Origin of the sequence: Actinosynnema mirum DSM 43827 (assembly GCF_000023245.1) — a bacterium.
In the GTDB taxonomy this organism is placed as follows: Bacteria; Actinomycetota; Actinomycetes; order Mycobacteriales; family Pseudonocardiaceae; genus Actinosynnema; species Actinosynnema mirum.
Window position 1 is genome coordinate 3671400 of the sequence record NC_013093.1, and the last position, 24439, is coordinate 3695838.

The 24439-nt window shown below is 77.8% G+C and carries 10 protein-coding genes and 1 pseudogene; 8 read left to right on the forward strand and 3 right to left on the reverse strand.

The genetic code is table 11. The features are described 5' to 3' along the window. The first annotated feature begins 97 nt into the window (after positions 1 to 97). The 3 genes and pseudogenes from AMIR_RS15885 (at position 98) to AMIR_RS15895 (ending at position 15737) form a co-directional block, all read left to right on the forward strand. Positions 98 to 4879 carry a type I polyketide synthase gene (locus AMIR_RS15885; RefSeq protein ID WP_015801979.1) on the forward strand — a complete coding sequence of 1594 codons (4782 nt, stop codon included), beginning with the start codon at positions 98 to 100 and terminating at the stop codon, positions 4877 to 4879. Between the two features lie 30 nt (positions 4880 to 4909). Further along, positions 4910 to 14956, forward strand: a pseudogene (locus AMIR_RS42760) (SDR family NAD(P)-dependent oxidoreductase); the annotation flags it as partial. Position 14957: 1 nt separating this feature from the next. After that, a complete protein-coding gene (locus AMIR_RS15895) occupies positions 14958 to 15737 on the forward strand; it encodes an arylamine N-acetyltransferase family protein (protein WP_015801981.1) in 780 nt (259 codons plus the stop codon). Between the two features lie 96 nt (positions 15738 to 15833). On the opposite strand, the gene AMIR_RS15900 is transcribed toward AMIR_RS15895, so the two are convergent. The 3 genes from AMIR_RS15900 to AMIR_RS15910 are packed head-to-tail and all read right to left on the reverse strand — an operon-like array spanning position 15834 to position 19644. Beyond that, a complete protein-coding gene (locus AMIR_RS15900) occupies positions 15834 to 16775 on the reverse strand; it encodes a class I SAM-dependent methyltransferase (RefSeq protein ID WP_015801982.1) in 942 nt (313 codons plus the stop codon). After that, positions 16772 to 18322, reverse strand: a complete 1551-nt coding sequence (locus AMIR_RS15905; protein WP_240438938.1) for an FAD-dependent monooxygenase — start codon at positions 18320 to 18322, stop codon at positions 16772 to 16774. Before AMIR_RS15905 ends, AMIR_RS15900 begins: the two co-directional genes overlap by 4 nt. Next, entirely contained in the window at positions 18319 to 19644 is a 1326-nt protein-coding gene (locus tag AMIR_RS15910) for an NAD(P)/FAD-dependent oxidoreductase (protein WP_015801984.1), read from the reverse strand. Before AMIR_RS15910 ends, AMIR_RS15905 begins: the two co-directional genes overlap by 4 nt. A 256-nt stretch (positions 19645 to 19900) precedes the next feature. On the opposite strand from AMIR_RS15910, the gene AMIR_RS15915 reads away from it, so the two are divergent. The 5 genes from AMIR_RS15915 (at position 19901) to AMIR_RS15935 (ending at position 24334) form a co-directional block, all read left to right on the forward strand. Beyond that, positions 19901 to 20896: a 3-hydroxyacyl-CoA dehydrogenase family protein gene (locus tag AMIR_RS15915; protein WP_015801985.1), complete on the forward strand. Its 996-nt coding sequence runs from the start codon at positions 19901 to 19903 to the stop codon at positions 20894 to 20896. Further along, positions 20893 to 21165: an acyl carrier protein gene (locus AMIR_RS15920; RefSeq protein WP_015801986.1), complete on the forward strand. Its 273-nt coding sequence runs from the start codon at positions 20893 to 20895 to the stop codon at positions 21163 to 21165. The genes AMIR_RS15915 and AMIR_RS15920 overlap by 4 nt, the downstream gene beginning before the upstream one ends. Next, positions 21158 to 22273, forward strand: a complete 1116-nt coding sequence (locus AMIR_RS15925; protein ID WP_015801987.1) for an acyl-CoA dehydrogenase family protein — start codon at positions 21158 to 21160, stop codon at positions 22271 to 22273. Before AMIR_RS15920 ends, AMIR_RS15925 begins: the two co-directional genes overlap by 8 nt. A 113-nt stretch (positions 22274 to 22386) precedes the next feature. Then, a complete protein-coding gene (locus AMIR_RS15930; RefSeq protein ID WP_015801988.1) occupies positions 22387 to 23679 on the forward strand; it encodes an HAD-IIIC family phosphatase in 1293 nt (430 codons plus the stop codon). Beyond that, entirely contained in the window at positions 23672 to 24334 is a 663-nt protein-coding gene (locus tag AMIR_RS15935) for an O-methyltransferase (RefSeq protein WP_015801989.1), read from the forward strand. Before AMIR_RS15930 ends, AMIR_RS15935 begins: the two co-directional genes overlap by 8 nt. The last annotated feature ends 105 nt before the right edge of the window (positions 24335 to 24439 follow it).

A 24439-nucleotide genomic window follows, 5' to 3' on the forward strand; every position in this document is an offset into this window, starting at 1 on the left:
CGACCCACCGCCCGCCGACCCGCCGCCTGACGAACCGCTGCCCGACGACCCCGCCTGCCCCGCCTGCCCCGCCCGAGCCTTGGAGACGCGCGCACCCATGACCGACGGGACCCACGAGAAGCTGGTCGACTACCTCCGGTGGGTCACCGCCGACCTGCACGAGACGCGGCGCAAGCTCGCCGACCTGGAGTCGGCGGGCCACGAGCCGATCGCGATCACCGGCCTGGCCTGCCGCGCCCCCGGCGGCGTCCGCACCCCGGAAGCGCTGTGGGAACTGGTGGACGGCGGCGTCGACGCGATCACCGGGTTCCCCACCGACCGCGGCTGGGACCTGGCCGGGCTCTACGACCCCGACCCGACCCGGCCGGGCACCTGCTACACCCGCGAGGGCGGGTTCCTGCACGACGCCGCCGAGTTCGACGCCGGGTTCTTCGGCATCGGCCCGCGCGAGGCCGTCACGATCGACCCGCAGCACCGGATGCTCCTGGAGACCTCCTGGGAGGCGGTCGAGCGCGCGGGCATCGACCCGCTGTCGCTGCGCGGCACCGGCACCGGCGTCTTCTCCGGCGTGGTCTACCAGAACTACGGCAACCGGCGGCGCGTCGCCGAGGAGTTCGAGGGCCACCTGGCCATCGGCAGCTCCGGCAGCGTCGCCTCCGGCCGGGTCGCCTACGCGCTCGGCCTGCACGGGCCCGCGATCACCGTGGACACCGCCTGCTCGTCGTCGCTGGTCGCGATCCACCTGGCCGCGCAGTCGCTGCGGCGCGGCGAGTGCGCGATGGCGCTGGCGGGCGGCGCGACGGTCATGCCCCTGTCGGACGTGTTCGTGGAGTTCGCCCGGCAGCGCGGACTGTCCCCGGACGGCCGCTGCAAGGCGTTCTCCGCCGACGCCGACGGCACGGCGTGGGGCGAGGGCGTCGGCGTGGTGCTGCTGGAGCGGCTCTCGGACGCGCGCCGCGCCGGGCGGCCGGTGCTGGCGGTGGTCCGGGGCAGCGCGGTCAACTCCGACGGCGCGTCCAACGGGCTGACCGCGCCGAACGGGGCCGCGCAGCAGCGCGTCATCGAGGCGGCGCTGGAGGACGCGGGGCTGCGGCCGTCCGACGTGGACCTGCTGGAGGCGCACGGCACCGGCACCCGCCTCGGCGACCCGATCGAGGTGGCGGCGCTCCAGGCCACCTACGGGCGCGCCAGGCCAGGGGGCAGGCCGCTGCTGCTCGGCTCGCTCAAGTCCAACATCGGGCACGCCCAGGGCGCGGCCGGGGTGCTGGGGCTGGTCAAGGTCGTGCAGGCGCTGCGCCACGGCGTGGCGCCGCGCACCCTGCACGCCGACCGGCTCACCCCCGAGGTCGACTGGGGCTCCGGCGCGCTGCGGGTGCTGACCGAGCCCGCGCCGTGGCCGCGCGGGGAGCGGTCCCGGCGCGCGGCGGTGTCCGCGTTCGGCATGAGCGGGACCAACGCGCACCTGGTCGTGGAGGAGGGCGACGCGCCGACCGGGCCGGGGGAGCGGCGTCCGGCGGGCGCGCTGCCGCTGCTGCTGTCCGCGCGCGGGGGCGCGGCGCTGCGCGCGGCGGCGGCCGACCTGGTCGAGCTGCCGGGGGAGCCGGTGGACGTGTGCTGGTCGCTGCTCACCGGCCGCGCCCGGCTGGTCGACCGCGCCGTGGTGGTCGCCGCCGACCGGGCCGGGTTCACCGCCGGGCTCCAGGCGCTGGCAGCCGACCAGCCCTCGGCCGCCGCGGTGACCGGCCGGGCGGACGTGTCGGGCCGCACGGTGCTCGTGTTCCCCGGACAGGGCGGCCAGTGGGTGGGCATGGGGGCCCGGCTGCTGGACGAGTCGCCGGTGTTCGCGGCGGCCGTGGCGCGCTGCGCGGCGGCCGTGGAGCGGCTGGTGGACTTCCGGGTGGTGGACGTGCTGCGCGGCGGCGACCTCGGCCGGGTGGACGTGGTGCAGCCGGTGTCGTTCGTGGTGATGGTGGCGCTGGCCGACCTGTGGCGCTCGTTCGGCGTGGCCCCGGACGTCGTCGTGGGCCACTCGCAGGGCGAGATCGCGGCGGCCTGCGTGGCCGGGGCGCTCTCGCTGGAGGACGCGGCGCGGGTGGTCGTGCTGCGCAGCCGGGCCATCGCCGTCGGGGTGGGCGGTGCCGGGCTGGAGGGCGGCGGCATGGCGTCGATCCCGCTGCCGCGCGCGGAGGTCGAGGAGCTCATCACCGGCACGGGGGTGTCCGTGGCGGCGGTCAACGGCCCCGGTTCGGTGGTCGTCTCCGGCGACGTCGACCCGCTCGTGGCGCGGGTGGAGGGCGCGCGCAGGCTGCCGGTGGACTACGCCTCGCACTCGCCCGCCGTGGACGTGCTGCGCGGGCGCCTGCTGGCCGACCTCGCCCCGATCACGCCCCGACCCGCGACGGTCCCGATGCTGTCCACCGTCACGGGCAAGTGGCTGGACGGCGCGGAGCTGGACGCGGACTACTGGTTCGCCAACCTGCGCGAGCCCGTCCGCTTCGCCGACGCGGTCACCGAGCTCGCCGGGGCGGACTGCGCGGTGTTCGTGGAGGTCGGGGCGCACCCGGTGCTCACCGCCGCGATCCAGGACGTCCTGGGCGAGCGGACCGCCGTCGTCACCGGCACGCTGCGCCGCGGCGACGGCGGCCTCGACCGGTTCCTGCGCTCCGCCGCCGCGCTGCACGTGCGCGGCGTGCCCGTCGACTGGGCCCCGGTCTTCGACGGCCTGGACGCCCACCGCGCCGACCTGCCCACCTACCCGTTCCAGCGCGCCCACCACTGGCTCCAGGAGGCCGAACCCGCCGCCACCCCGGCGGGCGGCGACGACCCGCTGTGGGCGGCGGCGCGCGACGCCGACGGCCTGTGCGCCGAGCTGGAGCTCACCGAGCCCGACCAGCGCGCCGCGCTGCGCGCCGTCCTGCCCGCGCTGACCGCCTGGCACGAGCGCAGGAGCGAGCGGGCCCTGCTCGACTCCTGGCGCTACCGGATCACCTGGCGCACCCTGCCCGAGCCGCCCGAGGCCGACCCGCGCGGCGACTGGCTCGTCGTCGGGCCGCACCCCGACCTGCTGCCCGGCGTCGCGCTCGACCCCGACCGCGCCGCACTCGCCGACCGCGCCGCACTCGCCGACCTGCTCCGCCCGCACGCCGCCGTCGCGGGCGTCCTGGCCACGCCGGGCGCCGACGTGCTCGCCCTGGTCCAGGCGCTCGGCGACGCGGGCGTCACCGCGCCGCTGTGGTGCGCCACCACCGGGGCCGTCGCGATCTCCCCGCACGACGGCCCGCCGGACCCCGCCCAGGCCGCCACCTGGGGCCTGGGCCGGGTCGTCGCGCTGGAGCACCCCGGCCGCTGGGGCGGGCTGGTCGACCTCGCCGACCCCGCCGACCCGCGCCAGCGCCGCAGGCTCGCCGCCGTCCTCGCCGGACCCGGCGTCGACGACGGCGGCGAGGACCAGGTCGCCATCCGCGCGGAGGGCGTGTTCGCGCGCAGGCTCGTGCGCGCCGAACCGCAGGCCCCGGCCGCCCCGTGGACCCCGCGCGGCACGGTCCTGGTCACCGGCGGCACCGGCGGCGTCGCCGCGCACGTGGCCCGCCGCCTCGCCGCCCTCGGCGCCGACCACCTCGTCCTCACCAGCCGCCGGGGCCCGAGCGCCCCCGGCGCGCCCGCGCTCGCCGCCGACCTGGAGGCGCTGGGCTCCCGCGTCACCACCGCCGCCTGCGACGTCGCCGACCGCGCCGCGCTCGCCGCCCTGCTGGCCGACCTGGAACGCGCGGGCGACCAGGTCACCGCCGTCGTGCACGCGGCGGGCGCCAACGCCCAGACCCCCGTCGCCGACACCACCCCCGAGGAGCTCGCGCGCGTCCAGGCCGCCAAGGCGCTCGGCGCCGAGCACCTGGACGAGCTGCTGGGCGGGCGCCCGCTCGACGCGTTCGTCCTGTTCTCCTCCAACGCGGGCGTGTGGGGCAGCGGCGGCCAGTGCGCCTACGCCGCCGCCAACGCCCGCCTCGACGCCCTCGCCCAGCGCCGCCGCGCGCACGGCCGCGTCGCCACCTCCGTCGCCTGGGGCGCCTGGGACGGCGGCGGCATGTCCAGCGCCACCCCGGACATCGCCGCCCAGCTCGCCCAGGCGGGCCTGCGCCTGATGCCCCCGGACCTGGCGGTGTCCGCGCTGCTCGACGCCGTCGCCCGCGACGAGACCACCACCGTCGTCACCGACGTGCGCTGGGAGGCGTTCGCCGCCCGGTTCACCGCCCTGCGCCGCAGCCCCCTGCTCGCCGACCTGCCCGAGGCCCGCCCCGAACCGGTCGCCGCCGCCGACGAGCCCGACCGGGGGCTCGCGGGCGAGCTGGCCGCGCTGCCCGCGCCCGAGCGGCTGCGCAGGCTCACCGACCTGGTGCGCGCGCACGCCGCCGCCGCGCTCGGCCACCCAGGGCCCGAGTCGGTGCCCGCCGACGTGGCCTTCCGCGACCTGGGTGTGGACTCGCTGGCCGCCGTCGAGCTGCGCAACCGCGCCTCGGCCGCGACCGGCGCGAGGCTCACGCCCACCGCCGTCTTCGACCACCCCACCCCGCGCGCGCTCGCCGCGCACCTGGCCGAGCACCTCGCCGCCACCAAGGACAGCTGGGCCCCGGACGCGGCCCCGGACATCCAGGACCCCACGGCCGCGCTGCGCGGCCTAGACGCCCTCGCCGCCGCCCTGCCCGCCGCCGCGGGCGACGACGCGCTGCGCGAGCGGGTCACCGCGCGCCTGCGCGAGGTGCTGGGCCGCTGGGACGAGCTGACCGGCGACCCCGGCGGACCCGACGGGTTCGACCTCGACCACATCAGCGACGACGAGCTGTTCCGCCTGGCCGACAGCAGGCTCGGCCCGACCGGCGCCTGAGAGGGACACGTGTCCGACGAGAAGAAGCTGCGCGACTACCTCAAGCGCGCGCTGGCCGAGAACGAGCGGGTCCAGCAGCGCCTGCGCGCCCTGGAGGCCGCGAACCGCGAGCCGATCGCGGTCGTGGCCACCGCCTGCCGGTTCCCCGGCGGCGTCGCCTCGCCCGAGGACCTGTGGGACCTGGTGGCGCGCGGCGGCGACGTCATCTCCGGGTTCCCCACCGACCGGGGCTGGGACCTCGACGCCCTGTTCGACGGCGACCCCGAGGCGCAGGGCCGCTCCTACGTCCGCGAGGGCGGGTTCCTGCGCGAGGCCACCGAGTTCGACGCGGCCTTCTTCGGCATCAGCCCCCGCGAGGCGCTGGCGATGGACCCGCAGCAGCGCGTCCTGCTGGAGACCGCCTGGGAGGTCGTCGAGCGCGCCGGGATCGACCCGACCTCGTTGCGCGGCAGCCGGACCGGCGTGTTCACCGGGGTCGTCTACTACGACTTCGCCACCCGCCTGCACCCCGTGCCCGAGGGCATGGAGGGCCACCTGGGCACCGGCATCGCCCCCAGCGTCATCTCCGGCCGGGTCGCCTACGTGCTCGGCCTGCACGGACCGGCCGTCACCCTGGACACCGGCTGCTCCTCCTCGCTGGTCGGCCTGCACCTGGCCGCGCAGGCGCTGCGCTCGGGCGAGTGCTCGCTCGCGCTCGCGGGCGGCGTCACGGTCATGTCGCTGCCCGGCGCGTTCCCCGAGTTCTCCCGCCAGCGCGGGCTCGCGCCGGACGGGCGCTGCAAGTCGTTCGCCGACGCCGCCGACGGCACCGCCTGGTCCGAGGGCGTCGGCCTGGTGCTGCTGGAGAGGCTGTCCGACGCCGAGCGCGCCGGGCACCCGGTGCTGGCGGTGCTGCGCGGCAGCGCCGTCAACTCCGACGGCGCCTCCAACGGGCTGACCGCGCCGAACGGCGTCGCCCAGCAGCGGGTGATCCGCTCCGCGCTGGAGTTCGCCGGCCTGCGGCCGTCCGACGTGGACCTCGTGGAGGCGCACGGCACTGGGACCCGGCTGGGCGACCCGATCGAGGCGCAGGCGATCCTGGCCACCTACGGGCAGGACCGGGCCGAACCGGTGCTGCTCGGCTCGGTCAAGTCCAACCTCGGGCACACCCAGGGCGCGGCGGGCGCGGCCGGGCTGATCAAGGTCGTGGAGGCGCTGCGGCGCGGCGAGGTCCCGCGCACCCTGCACGTCGACCGGCCCAGCGGCCAGGTCGACTGGAGCGCCGGCAACGCCGCCCTGGCCACCGAGCACGTCCCGTGGCCCGACCGGGGGCGACCCCGGCGCGCCGCCGTGTCCGCGTTCGGCGTCAGCGGCACCAACGCCCACGTCGTCCTGGAGGGCGTCCCCGCGCCCGAGGTCCCGCCCAGGGACGACCGCGCGCTGCCGCTGCCGCTGTCCGCCCGCGCCGAACCCGCCCTGCGCGCGCTCGCCGGTCGCGTCGGCGCGCTCCTGGACGGCCCGGTCGCGCTCGCCGACGTCGCCGGTTCCCTCGCGGACGGCCGCGCCCGGCTCGCCCACCGCGCCGTGGTCGTCGCCGAGGACCGCGCCGGGGCGCGGACCGCGCTCGACGCGCTCGCGGCGGGGGAACCCCACCCGGACCTGGTCACCGGGGTGGCCGACGTGGACGGCAGGACCGCGTTCGTCTTCCCCGGCCAGGGCGCCGCCTGGGTCGGCATGGGCGCGCGGCTGCTGACCGAGTCCGCGGTGTTCGCCGACTCGGTCGACCGCTGCGCCGCCGCGCTCGCCCCGCACACCGACGTCGACCTGCGCGCCGCCCTCACCGGCGGCCCCCTCGACCGGGTCGAGACCGTGCAGGTCGCCGCGTTCGCCGTCGCCGTGTCGCTGGCGGAGCTGTGGCGCGCGCACGGCGTCGAACCGGACGCCGTCCTCGGGCACTCCCAGGGCGAGATCGCCGCCGCCTGCGTCGCGGGCGCGCTCACCCTGGAGGACGCCGCGCTGGTCGTGGCGCTGCGCAGCCGCGCCGTGGCCGAGCACCTGTCCGGGCGCGGCGCGATGCTGTCCGTCGCCCTGCCGCCGCACGAGGTCGGGTCGTTCGGGCTCGCGGTCGCGGCGGTCAACGGGCCGGAGTCCGTCGTGCTGTCCGGTCCCGTCGCGGACGTGGAGGCCGCGCTCGCCGCGCTCACCGCGTCCGGCGTGCGGGCCCGGCGCGTCCCGGTCGACTACGCCTCGCACTCGCCGGGCGTGGAGGTGCTGCGCGAGGTCCTGGCCACCGCGCTCGCCCCCGTCCGGCCCCGGCGCGCGCGGGTGCCGTTCCTGTCCAGCACCACCGGCGCCTGGCTGGAGGGCCCCGAGCTGGACGCCGGGTACTGGTTCGCGAACCTGCGCGGCGCGGTCGGCTTCCACGCCGCCACCACGACCCTGCTCGACGCTGGCCACCGGGCGTTCGTCGAGGTCAGCGCGCACCCCGTGCTCACCGGCGCGGTGCAGGACAGCGCCGACGGGCGCGCGGTCGTCGCCGGCACGCTGCGCCGCGACCAAGGCGGGCTGCACCGGTTCCGGCTCTCGGCCGCCGAGCTGCACGCGCGCGGCGTCCCCGTCGACTGGAACGCCGGGTCCGGCGACCGGTGGCGGCGCGTCGACCTGCCCACCACCCCGTTCCACCGGCAGCGCTGCTGGCCGGACGCCCGCCGCGCCGCCACCGACCAGCCCGGCCTGCGCGCCGCGAACCACCCGCTGCTCGACACCGTCGTCGCGCTCGCGGGCGGCGACGGCGTCGTCTGCGCGGGCAGCGCCTCCACGCGCGCCCACCCGTGGCTGGCCGACCACGCCGTGTCCGGGACCGCGCTGCTGCCCGGCACCGGCTGGGTGGAGCTGGCGGTCCGCGCGGGCGACGAGGTCGGGCTCCCGGTGCTGGACGAGCTGGTCGTGGAGCAGCCGCTGCCGCTCGGGCCGCAGACCACGCCGCTGCAGGTGCGGGTGGGGCCACTGGACGCCACCGCCCGTCGACCGGTCGAGCTGCACTCGGGGTCGGCCTCGGGCGGGGAGTGGACCAGGCACGCGCGCGGGCACCTCACCGCCGCGACGCCCACGACCGCCGGGGGGCCGGTCGAGTGGCCGCCGCCCGGCGCGCGCGAGGTCGACCTGACCGGGTTCTACGAGCGCCAGGCCGCCACCGGCTACGGGTACGGGCCCGCCTTCCGGGGCCTGCGCCGCTGCTGGACCCGCGACGGCGAGGTGTTCGCCGAGGTCGTGCTGCCCGGCGAGCCGGGCGCGTTCGGCGTGCACCCGGCGCTGCTGGACGCGGCGCTGCACGCGGCGGCCGTCACCGCGCCCGAGGGCGTCCCGGTGCTGCTGCCGTTCACCTGGACCGGGGTGGCGCTGCACGCCACCGGGGCGCGGGCGCTGCGCGTGCGGCTGACCACCCCGCGGGCCGGCGAGCTGGCGCTGACCGCGTCCGACGGCGACGGCAGGCCCGTGGTCACCGTGGAGTCTTTGGTGCTGCGCCCGGCGGGCGACCTGACCGCCACGCGGACGCCGCGGTCGCTGTTCGAGGTGGTGTGGACCGAGGCGCCCGCCCAGGCCCCGACCCCGACCCCGACTTCGCCCCGGCCGGTGCTGCGCCACGACGTCCCCGCGGCCTCCGCCGAGGACGCGGTGTGCTCCGTCCTCGCCGTGGTGCAGGGGTTCCTCGCCGATCCCCGGCACGCCGACTCGGTGCTGCTGGTGGTCACCAGGGGCGGCGAGGGCCCGGACGGCGCGACCGCCGCGACGTCCGCCGTGCACGGCCTCGTCCGCTCCGCCCAGGCCGAGGAACCGGGCCGGATCGTCCTGGTGGACACCGACGGCTCCGCCCCCGACGACCTGATCACCGCGCTCGCCGCCGGACCGGAGCCCCAGCTCGCCGTGCGCGCCGGACGGGTCACCGCGCCGAGGCTGCGCCGCGCCGCCCCCGCAGGCGCCGCCCCCGCCGCACCGGCCCTGGCCCCCGAGGGCACCGTCCTGGTCACCGGCGGCACCGGCGTGCTCGGCGCGGCCGTCGCCCGCCACCTCGTCACCGCCCACGGCGCCCGCCACCTGCTGCTGCTCAGCCGCCGGGGCCCCGACGCGCCCGGCGCGGCCGACCTGGTCGCGGAGCTGACCGGCGCGGGCGCCCACGTGGTGGTCCGCGCCGTCGACGTCGCCGACCGCGCCGCCCTCGCCGCCGCGCTCGACGCGGTCCCCGCCGCGCACCCGCTCACCGGCGTCGTGCACCTGGCCGCCGCCCTGGACGACGGCACGATCACCGCGCTCACCCCGGAGCGCGTGCGCCGGGTGCTCGCCCCCAAGGCCACCGCCGCCGCCCACCTGCACGAGCTGACCTCCGACCTCGCGCTGTTCGCCCTGTTCTCCTCGGCCTCCGGCGTGCTCGGCGCGCCCGGTCAGGGCAACTACGCGGCGGCCAACGCCTACCTGGACGGGCTGGCCCGCGAGCGCCACGCGGCCGGGCTGCCCGCCACCTCGATCGCCTGGGGCCTGTGGGCCGAGGCGACCGGCCTCACCGGCTCCCTGTCCGGGACCGACCGGGAGCGCATGGCCGCGTCCGGCGTCCGCCCCCTGACCGAGGCCGAGGGCCTTGCCCTGTTCGACGCCGCGCTCGCCGGACCCGCGTTCGTCGCGGCGGGCCTGGCGGGGTCGGCGACCGGGCAGGTCCCGCCGGTCCTGCGCGACGTCGTGCGCGCCACCCGCCCCGCAGCCGCCGCCGTCCGACCCGCGCGCACCCCCGCCGACCTGCTCGCCCTGGTCCGCGCCGAGGCCGCCTCGGTGCTCGGCCACCCGGCAGGGGAGCCGGTCGACGCGGACCGGGCGTTCAAGGAGGCCGGGTTCGACTCGCTCACCGCCGTGGAGCTGCGCAACCGGCTCACCGCCGCCACCGGCGTGCGGCTGCCCGCCACGCTCGTGTTCGACCACCCCACCCCGGCCGCGCTCGCCGACCACCTGGTGGAGCGGATGGGCGCCCCGGTCGCGCCCCGGCCGGAGCGCGCGGCCAAGGCCGCGTCCGGCGAGCCGATCGCGATCGTCTCGATCGGGTGCAGGCTGCCCGGCGGGGTCACCTCGCCGGAGGGGCTGTGGCGGCTGCTGCTCGACGGCGTGGACGCCACCACCGGGCCGCCCGACGACCGGGGCTGGGACCCGGCCACCCCGTACCGGGGCGGGTTCCTGGACGGTGCGACCACGTTCGACGCCGGGTTCTTCGGCATCGGGCCGCGCGAGGCGCTGGCGATGGACCCGCAGCAGCGGCTGCTCCTGGAGACCTCGTGGGAGCTGTTCGAGCGCGCCGGGATCGACCCGACCTCGCTGCGCGGCACCGACACCGGGGTGTTCGCGGGCGTGATGAACCAGGACTACCTCAGCCGCGCGGCGGGGGCCCCGCCGGACGCCGAGGGGTTCCTGAGCACCGGCAACTCCGGCAGCGTCGTCTCCGGCCGCCTCGCCTACACCTACGGGCTGGAGGGGCCCGCGCTCACCGTCGACACCGCGTGCTCGTCCTCGCTGGTGGCCGTGCACCTGGCGGTGCGGTCGCTGCGCTCGGGCGAGTGCTCCCTCGCGCTGGCGGGCGGGGTGACGGTCATGGCCACCACCGGCCTGTTCGCCGACTTCGACCGCCAGGGCGGGCTCGCGGCGGACGGGCGCTGCAAGGCGTTCTCCGCCGACGCCGACGGCACCGCGTTCGGCGAGGGCGCCGGGCTCGTGCTGCTGGAGCGGCTGTCCGACGCCCGGCGCAACGGGCACGCCGTGCTGGCCGTGCTGCGCGGCACGGCGGTCAACTCCGACGGCGCGTCCAACGGCCTGACCGCGCCCAACGGCCCGGCCCAGCAGCGGGTGATCCGCGCGGCCCTCGCCGACGCCGGGCTGTCCCCGGCCGAGGTGGACGCGGTGGAGGCGCACGGCACCGGCACCCGGCTCGGCGACCCGATCGAGGCGCAGGCGCTCCTGGCGACCTACGGGCAGGGGCGGGGCGAGCCGGTGCTGCTGGGCTCGGTGAAGTCCAACCTCGGGCACACCCAGGGCGCGGCCGGGGTCACCGGGCTGATCAAGCTGGTGCTGGCGCTGCGGCACGGGGTCGTGCCCGCGACCCTGCACGCCGGGCGCGCGTCGGCCGAGGTCGACTGGGACGCGGGCGCGGCGGAGCTGGCGACGGGGGCGCGGCCGTGGCCGCGGACCGGGCGGCCCCGGCGCGCGGCGGTGTCGTCGTTCGGGATCAGCGGGACCAACGCGCACGCCGTGCTGGAGCAGGCGCCGGAGGACGTGGACGGGGGTGTGGTGGAGGTCGCGCCTGCGGGGGTTCCGCGCGACGGGCGCGCGCGGGCTGCCGACCTCGCCACGGCGGGCGCACGCGGTTCGGAGGCCGATGGGGCGGCCCCGCCGGTGGGCGCTGCGGCGGGTTCTGGTGTGACGGGCGCGCGCGAGTCGGAGGTGGAGCCCGGCGGGGTCGACCCGGCAGCGGCGTCGACGGACGCCGCGCAGGCCGCAGCCGCGCAGTCCGGTGGGACGGCCGCGCGCGAACCGGAGACGGGTGTCGCCGCGGACCCCGGTGGGCCGGGCTCCACGGTGGTTCCGGCGGACGCCGCGCGGGCCGCCGACGTGGCGGGCGCCGATCCCGCGCCGCTGGCGCCCCTGGTGGTGTCCGCGCGCGACGAGCGCGCGCTGGCCGCCCAGGTCGAGCGGATCACCGCGCTGCCGCACGACCCGGTCGACGTGGGCTGGTCCCTGGTCACCACCCGTGCCACCCTGCGCCACCGCGCCGTGCTGCTGGACGGCGAGGTCGTCGCCTCCGGCGTCCCAGCTCCGGGCGGCACGGCGTGGCTGTTCACCGGCCAGGGCGGCTACCGGCCGGGCACCGGGCGCGCGCTGCGGGCCCGGTTCCCCGCGTTCCGCGACGCCTTCGACGCCACCTGCGCCGAGCTCGACCGCGCGCTCGACGGCCGCGCCGGGCATCCGGTGCGCGACGTCGCGCTGGGGGAGCGCCCCGGCCTGGACGGCACCCTGCACGCGCAGGCCGCCGCGTTCGCCCTGCAGACCGCGCTGGCCGCCCAGCTGGGCGCGTTCGGCCTCGCGCCGGACGCGGTGGCCGGGCACTCGGTCGGCGAGATCGCCGCCGCGCACGTCGCGGGCGCGTTCCCGCTCGACGCGGCGTGCGCGCTGGTCGCCGAGCGCGGCGTGCTCATGCGCGACCTGCGGCCGGGCGCGATGGTCGCCGTCGAGGTCACCGAGGAGGAGGCGCTGGACGCGATCGGCGACCTGCCCGTCGCGGTCGCCGCCGTCAACGGCCCGGAGGCGGTCGTGCTCTCCGGCGACGCCGAGGCGGTCGTGGCCGTCGCGGCCCGCCTCGGCGGTCGGCGCAAGCGGCTCCCGGTGGACCGGGCGTTCCACTCGCCGCACGTCGACCCGGTGCTCGACGCCCTGCGCGGCCTGGCCACCGGGGTCCCGACCACACCCCTGATCTCCACCACCACCGGCGGCCCGCTGACCCGCGTCGGCGACGACCACTGGGCCGACCACGCGCGCGGCGCGGTCCGCTTCGCCGACGCCCTGCGCGCCCTCGTGGACAGCGGTGTCACGATGGCCGTGGAGCTGGGCCCCGACGCCGTGCTCACCCCGCACGCCGCCGAGGTCCTGGCCCGCGCCACCCCCACCCTGCGCGCCGACCACGACGAGGTCGCCTCCCTGCTCACCGCGCTGGCCGTGCTGCACGCGCGCGGCGCGGCCGTCGACTGGCGGCCCGCGTTCGAGGGCGCGGGCGCGCGCCGCGTCGACCTGCCCACCTACCCCTTCCAGCGCACCCGCTACTGGCTCGACGCCGCCCCCCGCGCCACCGCGACCGGCCACCCGCTGGTGGACGCGCTGGACGTGCTGCCTGGCGACGAGGTCCTGCTGTCCGCGCGCTGGCACGCGGGCCGCGCCGGGCTGGGTGCGACCCCGCTGGCGGCGCTGCTGGAACCGGTGATCAGGGCGGGCGACGAGGTCGGCTGCCCGGTGGTGGCCGAGCTGCACCTGGCCACCCCGGTGCCGCTCGACGCGGGCCCCCGGCACGTCCGGGTCCGCGTGGCCGCCCCGGACGCCGACGGCCGCCGCGCGGTGACCGTCCACTCCCGACCGGACGACGAGCCCGCCTGGACCGGGCACGCGACGGGCGTGCTCGCCCCGGCGGGCCACCCGGAACCGCAGTCCCACGAGGCTGGCGCCCTCGGGGCGGGGGCCGATGGCCACGGGGCTGACATCCCGGCGGCGAGGAACGACGGCCCGTGGCCGTCCCACGGGGCTGATTCCCCGGTGGGGGGAACCAATGGCGCGTGGCTGCCCCACGACTCCGGAGCCCTCGCTGCGGGGGCCAACGGCGCGCGGTCCACCCCGGACGCCACCGGACCGGCCCTAGGCGCGGAGCTCGTGCTGCCCGACGGCGCGGAGCCCGACGGGTTCGGCCTGCACCCCGCGCTCTGGGAGGCGCTGCTGCCGCACCCCGCCCGCTGCGCCGACGTCGTCCTGCACGCCACCGGGGCGACCGCGCTGCGGGTGCGCGGGACCTCGCCGCTCCTGGCGGTCGACGGCGCGGGCGACCCGGTCGTGTCGGTCGGGGGTGTCACCCGAGCGGTGGCGTCCCCGCGCGCCGTCACGCGGGGGTCGCTGTTCGAGGTCGTCGAAGTCCCCCTCCCAACCCCCGCGCCCACCGGCCCGTCCACCGCCCTGTCCGCTGACCTGCGCGGGGCCACGCCCGCCGAGGCGCTCGACGTGCTCCAGCGCTTCGCCGCGGGCGACGCGCCCCGCCTGGTCGTGCGCACCGACCGCCCCGACGACCCGTGGCAGTGCGCCGTGCGCGGCCTGGTGCGGTCCGCGCAGGCCGAGGAGCCCGGCCGGATCCTGCTTCTCGTCCAGGACGGCGACGGCCCCGAACCGCCGCCCACCACGCGGGAACCCGAGGTGGTCGTCCGCGACGGGGCGCTCCGCGTGCCGCGCCTGCGCCGCACCGCGCCCCGCCACGACGGCGTGCGCGCCCTCCCCGACACCGTCCTGATCACCGGCGGCACGGGCGCGCTCGGCTCCACCCTGGCCCGCCACCTGGCCGCCGGGGGAGTGCGGACCCTCGTGCTCGCCAGCAGGCGCGGCCCCACCGCGCCCGGCGCGCCCGAACTGGCCGCCGACCTCGCACGGCTCGGCGCGCGCGCCCACCTGGTCGCCGCCGACCTCACCGACCGGGCCGCGCTCGCCGCGCTGCTCGCCGAGCACCGCCCCGGCGGCGTCGTGCACACCGCGGGCGTCCTGGACGACGGCGTCCTGTCCGCCCTCACCCCCGCCCGGCTGGACGCCGTGCTGGCGCCCAAGGCGCTGGTGGCCGCCCACCTGGACGAGCTGACCCGCGACCCGGCCACGACCCTGTTCGTGCTGTTCTCCTCGGCGGCGGGCGTGCTCGGCACCCCCGGCCAGGCCAACTACGCGGCGGCGAACGCCTTCCTGGACGGCCTGGCCCTGCGGCGGCGGGCGGCGGGTCTGCACGCGCTCTCCCTGGCCTGGGGACCGTGGCGCTCCGGCATGGCCGCCGGGGTCGACGCCTCCCGCGCCGGGCTGCACCCGCTGGACGACGCCGAGGCCACCGCCCTGTTCGACGCCGCCCTCGCCGACGGCCGCACGCTGCTGGCGCCGCTGAGCCTGGCCGCGACGCCGCAGGACGTGGACGTGCCGCCGCTGCTGCGCCAGCTTGTGCCCGTGCGGCGCAGGAGCGCCCGCGCCGAGGTCGCCGGGGACCCGGTCGACCGGGTGCGCGACGCCGCCGACCACGAGCTGCCGGAGCTGCTGCTGGCGCTCGTGCGCACCGCCACCGCCACCGTCCTCGGCCACCGGGGACCCGAGTCCGTCGACCCGGACGAGCCCTTCTGGGACACCGGTTTCACCTCGCTCACCGCCGTCGAGCTGCGCAACCTGCTCGCCGAGCGCACCGGCGTGCGCGTCACCGCCGCCGCCGTCTACGAGGAACCGACCCCGAGGGCCCTGTCCGCCCACCTGCGCGCCGCGCTGCGCGCGCCCCACCCCAGCGGGACGGTCTGACGTGTACGACACCGACACCTACCTGGCCCGGCTCGGCGTCGTGGCCACCCGCCCCGACCGGGCCGCGCTGACCGCGCTGCACCGCGCCCACCTGCGGGCGCTGCACTACGACAACACCGCTGCCGCCGCCCAGGGCGGCCCCGTTCCCGACAACCTCGCCGACCTGGACGTGGACGCCACCTTCGACCGGCTCGTCACGGCCGGGCGGGGCGGCATCTGCTTCGAGCTGAACCTGCTGTTCCACCGGCTGCTCACCGACCTCGGCTACACCACGACCGTGCTGTCGGCGGGCGTGGCCGACGAGGAGGGCGGCTTCAGCCCCGACCTGGCGCACCGGTTCACCGCCGTGCACCTGGACGGTGAGGTGCTGCTGGCCGACGTGGGCTTCGCCGGACCGTCCTACCTGGACCCGATCAGGCTGGCCCCGGACGAGCAGGTCCAGCACGGGTGCGCGTTCCGGGTGGTGGAGCGGGACGGCAGGCACCTCGTGCTGCGCCGGAGCCGCACCACCGACTGGCGTCCGCTCTACGAGTTCGCCACCACCCCCAGGACGCTGTCCGACTGGGACGGCTTCACCCCGAGACTGCGCCGCTACCTGGACCGCGCGGTGATCGCCGGAACCACCCTGCTGTGCCGCGCGGTCGACGACGGACACCGCGCACTGGTGGGCAAGCGGCACCTCGTGGTCCGCGACGGCCACGAGACGGTGACCACCCTGCTGGACCCGGCCGAGCACGCGCGCGTGAGCGCCGAGATCCGCACCGGGGTTTGCACCGGTTGAGACGGGCCACGCCACCGAGGTGGGGTGGGGCTCACCCGGCCCCACCTCGGCTCGGCCAGGTCTCACCCGGTCGTGGTCCCGCTCGTCCGCCTCCGCTCACCCCAGCTCGGCCTCGAACAGGATCGTCGCGTTCGCCCGCCGTTCCGGCGCACGGAACAGGGTCGGCGCGGGCCGCCCGTGCCGCGCGGCCTCCGCCACGACGTCGTACTCGTCCACCCGCCACCCGTGCCGCGCCAACCACACCCCGCCCGGCTCCTGCGGCCCACCCTTCACCAGGTCGTCCAGGCGGACCCCGGTCCCCTCCAGGTACCCGCCCAGCGCCTCCCCGGCCTTCCACCCGTCGTGGGTGTGGTCGAGCGCGAACCGGCTCCCCGCCGCGGACACCCCGAGCACCGCCGCCATCAGCGCCTCGCACCCGGCCTCGTCCAGCAGCCCCAGCGCGCCCTCCGCCAGCCAGGCCACCGGGGCCTCCCGGTCCAGCCCGGCGGCGACCAGCGCGGCCACCCAGTCCGAGCGCAGGTCCGCCGCGACGACCCGCCGGTCGCACGAGGGCTCCGCCCCGACCTCCCGCACCACGCGCTCCTTGAACCCCAGCACGTCCGGCAGGTCCACCTCGAACACCACCGTCCCCCCTGGCCAGGGCAGCCGGAACGCGCGGGCGTCCAACCCGGCGGCCAGCAGCACCACCTGCCGCACCCCGGCCGCCGCCGCCCGCGCCAGCACCGCGTCGAAGAACACCGTCTTGACCACGATGACGTCCGCGATCTGCCCGAGCAGCCCTGGATCACCGCCACCCCGGTCGGGCAGCAGCGGGTTCCCCGTCCCCGACGCGTCCAGGAACGCCCGCGCCAGCGGGTCGTCGAACAACCGGTCGGCCCGCGCGGACTCCTGCGCCCGCGCCCCCGCGTTGCCCAGCGACGTCCAGCTCTCGTCGGGCATCTCCACCGGCTCCAGCGGCACGGGCTCCAGCGGCACCGGCTCCAGCGGCACGGGCTCCGGCGGCACGGGCTCCGGCGGCACGGGCTCCGGCGCGCTCATCGGAGCGCCCCTTCCCCGACCAGGCTCAGCGCCGACCCCAGCCACGCCGCGACCCCCTCGGGGTCGGGCCGCCCGCGCCACGCCAGGTGCCCGTCCGGCCGCACCAGCAGCACCTCCGCCAACCCGCCCGCCACCGGGGCCAGCCCCACCACGGCGTCCGCGCCGAGCAGCCCCCGCACCGCCTCCTCGGTCGACCCTCCCAGCCCGTCCGGCGCCAGCACCGCCCACCGGCCGCGCAGCGCCGCGTGCAGCGTCGTCCGCCCGCCCCCGTCGTGGCACGCCACGTCGGGCACCCGGTCACCGGGAACGGGCCCCGATCCCCACCGGGCGCCCGGAGCGGCCAGCGGCCCCCGCCGGTACCCGACCCCCAGCTGGGAGGCCCTGCGCCACAGGAACCCCTGCGCGAGCCGGGTGTTCAGCAGCGGCATCACCACCCGGTCCCGCACCAGCGCCACCAGCGGGTTGTCCGCCGCGACCAGGCCGGTGGTCGCCCCGGTCCCCGCGAGCACCCCCTCCGCGACGGGCCTGCGCTCGGCCGCGTAGGTGTCCAGCAGCGCCTGCCCGGCCCGCCCGCGCGCGACCAGCGCCAGCTTCCACGCCAGGTTCTCCGCGTCGCCCAGCCCGGTGTTCATGCCCTGCCCGCCGAACGGGTGGTGGATCGCGGCGGCGTCCCCGGCCAGCAGCAGTCTGCCCCGGCGGTGCGCCTCGGCGAGCCTGCGGTGGATCCGGAACGACGACAGCCACTCCACCCTGGTGATCGCGTCGGCGGGGTGCGGCGTGCAGCGCGCGAGCTGGCGCAGCACCAGCTCCCGCACCTCGTCGTCGCGCAGCCGCCCGGCCGTCCCGGCGGGCGCGGGTCCCATGAGCCGCCACCGGTCCTCGCCGGGCAGCGGGCACACGCTGACCATGTCGCGCCCGCGCGTCCAGCTGCCCATCACGCCCCGGTCGACCGCCCAGTCCGCGCGCACGTCGGCGATCAGGAAGTGCTCGGCCACCTGCTCGCCGGGGAACCCGATGCCCGCCAGCTCCCGCACCAGGCTGCGCGCGCCGTCGCACCCGACCACCCAGTCCGCCCGCACCCGCCGCTCGCCGCCGCCGTCGCGCAGCAGCGCGGTCACCCCGGAGGCGTCCTGCGCGCAGTCCAGCAGCTCCACGCCCCACTCCGGCGCGCCGCCCAGCCCGGCCAGCCGCTCCCGCAGCGACGCCTCCACCTCCACCTGGGACACCAGCAGCGGAGCGCGCCCCGACGCCTGCGCCATGCGTGCCATCGGCATCACCGACACCAGCCTGCCGTCGCTGTGCATCCGCACCTCGCGCAGCGGGATCACCAGCCCCGGCAGGTCGCCCAGCGCGCCCAGCCGCAGCAGCACCTCCACGCCGCGCGGCTGCACGCCCAGCGCCCGCGAGGTGGTCGCGGGACCGTCCGCCCGGTCGACCACCAGCGCCTCGACCCCGAGCGAGCGCACCCCGCACGCCAGCGCCAGCCCGGTCGGCCCCGCGCCGACCACCAGCACCGGGGCCCGCTCGACCACCCCGCCCCGGCTCACCGGCCGACCGCGCCCGCGAGGCCGCCCAGCTCCGCCACGTCCAGCTCCGGGTACACCGGGCAGCGGTGCACCGGCTCGAACGGCGAGAACGTCGACCACGCCGGGTTCGCGCGCAGCGCGTTCGCCACCGGGTTGCGCGCGCTCCAGAAGTCGCCGCCCAGCAGCCGCACCACGTACATCTCCATGTCCGCCTCGGAGAGGTCCCCCGCCTCCGAGTGCGCCTCGGCCAGCGCGGGCAGCAGCTCGCCCTCGTAGAAGGAGAAGATCAGCCGCACGTACGTGTCGTAGCCGGTCTTGAAGAAGTTCGAGTAGCCGGTGAGCGCCTGCTCCTCGTCGGCGGGCGAGTCGAGCGCCCGCCCGAGCGCCTCGGCGGCCTCCGCGCCGGTGGCCATGCCCACCAGCACCCCGCCGGAGAACATGGGGTCGCCGAAGCAGCCCGCGTCCCCGACCATCACCCAGCCGGGGCCGGTGACCTGGTCGGAGTGGTAGCTGTAGTCGGTCTCCACCCAGAAGTCCGAGGTCGCCGTGGTGCCGGTGAGCCGCTGGTTGATCCTGGGCACCCGCTCGACGTGCTCGGCGAACGCCTCGGCGGGGGTGCGACCGCGCAGCCGGTCGCGGTGCATCACCGTGCCCACGCTGATCCGGTCCGCCGACAGCGGGATCGCCCAGATCCACCCGTCCGCGTGACTGCCGACCTGGATGTCGCCCTCGTGGCCGGGGTTGTGCGCCTCGTCCAGCCCGTCGCGGTGGTGGAACACCGCCACCATGCGCAGGTCCTCGATCATCCGCCGCAGCCCGAACCGGTTGGCGACCACGCCTGCCCGGCCGGTGGCGTCCACCACGTACCGGGCCCGCTCCTCGCGCTCGACCCCGCCCTCGCGGTAGCGCACGCCCACCACCCGGCCGCCCTCCTCCAGCAGCCCGACGACCTGCGCGCCCTCCCGCACGGTCGCGCCCGCCGCGCGCGCCTGGTCCAGGTTCACCCGGTCGAAGTGCGAGCGCTCGACCTGGAACGTCTCGTGGTGGCGGCCGTCTCCGGTCTTGGCGAAGTCGGCGCGGAACACCCCGGCGCGGAAGAACTTCGTGCCCGTCGGGTCGATGAACTCGCCGCCGCGCTTGACGACGTAGCCCTGCTCCCGCACCGCGTCGAGCAGGCCGTGCCGCTCCAGCAGGCCGACCATGTACGGCAGCATCGACTCGCCGATGTGGAAGCGGGGGAACTCCTGCCGCTCCAGCACGAGCACCGAGCGGCCCTGCCGGGCGAGCACCGAGGCGCAGACGGCCCCGGCGGGCCCACCACCCATCACGATCGCGTCGAGCATCAGGCCACGACCTCCCCGGCCGTCGGGCGGCGCGAAGCCGGTTCCCCGCGCGGCGGTGACGATCCGGGGCCCACGGTAGGAAGCCCGCCGGGCAGCGGCAATCCGCGGTTCCACCACCGGGTAACGAACCGCCCATCGGCGAGCCGGTTGCCGGGGTGTGGGCGACCGGTGGAGCTGGCCAGTGCGGGAAGGGCTCGCGCGGTGCTCGACTGTCCACAACCGACCCAGTCCCCAGCTCCAGCCCCTCGGAGGCCCCGTGCCCGGCGACACCGACGACCCACCGACCCGAGCGCTCGCCAGCCCGTCGTCCGACAACCCGTCGTCCGACAACCCGTCACCCGACGGCGCGTCACCCGACGGCGCGGCGCGCGGCGAGCCGGGCCGCCCGGCCGGGGAGCGCCCGCTGCTGGTGCTGGGCGCGGGCGTCATGGGCTGCGGCATCACCGCGCTCGCGCTCTCCAGGGGCCTGCCCGTGCTCCTGGTGGACCCGGACGCCGACCGGCTCGACGCGGCCCGCGCCGACGTGCGCGCGCACCTGCGGACCGCCCAGCTGCTCGGCGTCGCCACCGGACCGCTCGGCGAGCTGAGCACCGCGACCGACCCGAGCGGCGCCCACGAGGTCGTCGCCGTGGTCGAGGCCGTCACCGAGGACGCCGAGACCAAGGCCAAGGCGCTCACCGGGGTCTGCGCCACCGTCCCGCCGGGCACCCCGCTGGTCTCCAACACCTCGTCCATCCCGATGGGCGAGCTGGCCCCCGCGCTGCCCAGGCCCGGCGACCTCGTGGGCGCGCACTTCATGAACCCGCCCTACCTGATCCCCGCCGTCGAGGTGGCGCGCGGCCCGCTGACCTCGGACGCGGCGTTCACCGGGCTCACCGCCCTGCTCGCGCGCCTGGGCCGCGCCCCGGTCCAGGTCGGCGACGCGCCGGGCTTCGTCACCAGCCGCCTGCTGCACCCGATGATCAACGACGCGGCGCGCGTCGTGGAGTCGGGCACCGCCGACGCCGCCGCCGTCGACGCGCTCATGCGCGACTGCCTCGGCCACCGCGAGGGCCCGCTGCGCACCGCCGACCTGATCGGCATCGACAACCTCGTCGACTCGCTGCGCGTGCTGCGCCTGCGCACCGGGGACGAGCGGTGCGAGCCGTGCGACCTGCTGCTGGCCAAGGTCGGCGCGGGGCACCTCGGGCGCAAGAGCGGCCGGGGCTTCTACGACTACGGCCACCCCGGCCGTGAGGGGACGGGGCGATGACCTCGGGCACGGAGTCGCGGACCGACGACGTCCAGGGCGTGGTGCTGGACTTCCTGCGCGCCCGCACCGGCGCCGAGTGGGACGCCGAGCGGGACCTGTTCGCCGAGGGCGGCCTGTCGTCGCTGTTCGCGATGGAGCTGGTCGTGCACCTGGAGCAGTGCTTCGACGTCGAGATCGCGGGCCCCGACCTGCGGTTGGACAACTTCCGCACGGTGCGCGCCATGACCGCGCTCGTGGACCGGCTCCGCGCGGGCGGCGCCGGTGGCTGACCGGGTGGCCGAGGCGACCGCGCTGGTCGAGCGGGTGGTCGCCGACCGGGCGGGGGAGTGGGACCTGGCGGGCGAGCTGCCGGTGGCCGCGCTCCGCGAGCTCGGCGCGGCGGGCGCGCTGTGCGGGGAGGTCGCCGAGCGGCACGGCGGCCTCGGCCTGGGCAGCCTGGACAACGGCGAGCTGACCGCCCGCACCGGCGCGCTGTGCGGCTCGGTGCGCAGCGTCCAGACCTCGCAGGGCATGGCTGCCTGGACCGTGCGCCGCCTCGGCGACCAGGCGCAGCGCGCCGCCGTGCTGCCCAGGCTCACCGGGGGCGAGCTGGCCGCCGTGGCGCTCAGCGAGCCCGGTGCGGGCAGCGACCTGTCCGCCATGGCCACCACCGTCGAGGACGACCCCGGCGAACCGGGGACGGTCCTGGTGCGCGGCCACAAGGTGTGGACCACCGCCGCCCGCTACGCCGACCTGCTCCTCGTGGCGGGCAGGCGCGGCGACGGCGCGGCGGTCGCGCTGGTGCCCGCCACCGCGCCCGGCGTCACGATCACCCCCGTCGCCAACCCGATGGGCTGCCGGGCCGCCGGCCACGCCGACGTCGAGCTGGACGACGTGCGCCTGCCCGCCACCTCGGTGCTGGGCGGCGACGGCGTCTCCACCGCGCTGCTGGTCACCACGGTCCTCGCGCACGGCAGGCTGTCCGTGGCGTGGGGCTGCGTCGGCATCCTGCGCGCCTGCCTGGCCGCGTCCGCCGAGCACGCCCGCACCCGCCGCCAGTTCGGCGTGCCGCTGGCCGAGCACCAGCTCGTCGCCGGCCACCTCGCCGACCTGCTGGTCGCCGAGCAGGTCTCCACCAGGGTGTGCGAGCACGCCAGCCGCCGCTGGGACGAGGGCTCCGCCGAGCTGGTCACCGCGACCGTGCTCGCCAAGCACGTCAGCGCGCAGCACGCGGCGCGCGCCGCCGCCACCGCTGTCCAGGTGCTCGCCTCGGCGGGCGCCCACGACGGCCACCCCGTCGCGCGCGCCTACCGGGACGCCAAGCTCATGGAGATCATCGAGGGCAGCAACGAGCTGTGCAGGCTCGTGCTGGCCGAGCACGCGGTGGCGACGGCGTGAGCGGGGGCGCGGGTGGGGGCGGTGCGGCAGGCAGGGGTGGGTCCGGTGCCGCGGTGACTGGTGCCGCGGTGACTGGTGCCGCGGTGACTGGTGCCGCGGTGACTGGTGCCGCCGTGACTGGTGATGGCGCTGGCGGCGGCGCGACCGGCGGCGACCTGGTCAAGTGCCTGGTGTGGGACCTGGACGACACGCTCTGGCGCGGCACCCTGGCCGAGGGCGACGCGCCCGTGCTGGACGAGCGGGTCCGCGCCGCGATCGTCGAGCTGGACGCGCGCGGCGTGCTCCAGTCGGTGGCCAGCCGCAACGACCCCGAGCCTGCCCTCGCCGCGCTGGAGGCGCTGGGCGTGGCCGAGTACTTCGTGCTGCCCGAGATCGGCTGGGGCGTCAAGTCCGCCGCCGTCGCCCGCATCGCCGACCGGCTCGGCTTCGCGCACCGCGCCATCGCGTTCGTCGACGACCGGCCCGCCGAGCGCGCCGAGGTCGCCTTCCACCTGCCCGAGGTGCGCTGCTACCCGGCCGAGCGCGTGCTGGAGCTGTGCTCGCTGCCCGAGTTCAGCCCCGCCGTCGTCACCGAGGACGCCCGCAACCGCCGCGCCCTCTACCGGGCCGGGTTCGCGCGCGGCGCCGAGCAGGCCGCGTTCACCGGGCCCGACGAGGAGTTCCTGCGCTCGCTGGGACTGGTGCTGCGGATCGACCGGGCGAGGCCCGAGGACCTGCACCGGGTCGAGGAGCTGACCGCGCGCACCAGCCAGATGAACGCCACCGGCGTGCACTACCCGCACGGCGAGCTGCGCGCCCTGCTGGACGACCCGGCGCACGAGGTGCTGGTGGCGGGCCTGACCGACCGCTTCGGGCCGCACGGCGCGATCGGCATCGTGCTGCTGGAGCGGCACGCCGCCGCGTGGCACCTGAAGCTGCTGGCGACCTCGTGCCGCGTGGTGCCCTACGGCGTGGGCAGCGTGCTGCTGGACTGGCTGTGCGGGCAGGCGCTGGAGGCGGGCGCGCACCTGGTGGCCGACTTCCGGCGCACCGACCGCAACCGGATGATGGAGATCGCCTACCGCTTCGCCGGGTACGACGACGCCGACTGCGCCTGCCGCGCCGAGCTGGCGGCGGTGAGCGGCGGTCCCGAACACCTCGCGGCGGCCGGATCCCCGGGAGCCGGTGCTCCCGTGGGCGGTGCTCCCGTGGGCGGTGCTCCAGGAACCGGCGTCCCGGGAACTGGTGCTCCCGAGACTCGCGTGGCCGAGTCCCGCGCCGCTGATGTCCCCGTCACCCAGGTCCCCGAGGCTCGTGCCGTCGGCACCCCGGTGCGGCGGCTGCACCTGCTCCCCGCGCCCCGACCCGCCCCGCGCGTGGTCACCGTCGAAGCCCTGTCGCTGCTGGAGGTGCCCACCCGTGGGTGAGCAGGTCGTCGTCACACCCGCGCTGCTCGACTACGTGCGCGAGGTCTCCCAGCCGGAACCGGCGGTGCTCGCCGAGCTGCGCGCCGAGACCGCGCTGCTGCCCGGCGGCGGCGTCCTCCCCGTCCCACCGGGGGAAGGCGCTTTCCTCGCCCTGCTGGTCGCGCTCACCGGGGCCCGCTTGGTCGTGGAGGTCGGCACCTTCACCGGGTACAGCACGCTGTGCCTGGCCTCCGCCCTCCCCGACGGCGGCCGGGTGATCACCTGCGAGCTGAGCCCCAAGTGGCCCGCGATCGCCCGGCCGCACTGGGAGCGCGCGGGTGTCGCGGACCGGATCGAGGTGCTCGTCGGCGACGCCGCCGACAGCCTCGCCGGGCTGACCGGCGAGCTCGCGGGCCGGGTCGACCTGGTGTTCGTGGACGCGGACAAGGCCGGGTACCCCCGCTACTACGAGCTGGCCGTCGAGCTGGTGCGCCCCGGCGGGCTGGTCGTCGTGGACAACACCCTGTTCTCCGGCCGGGTCGCCGACCCCGCCGCGGTGGACCCCGACACCGAGGGCGTCCGGGAGCTCAACCGCAGGATCGCCGCCGACGACCGGGTCCAGGCCGTGCTGCTCGCGCACGCCGACGGCATGACCCTGGCCCGTCGCACGCGCTGAGGTCTCCGCACCAGTGCGCACGGTGAGCGTGCCGATACATACGGTAGGGGGAAAAAGCCGTTGCGATCTCCCGAGCGCGCGACGGCCGGGGGTACCGTCCCGACG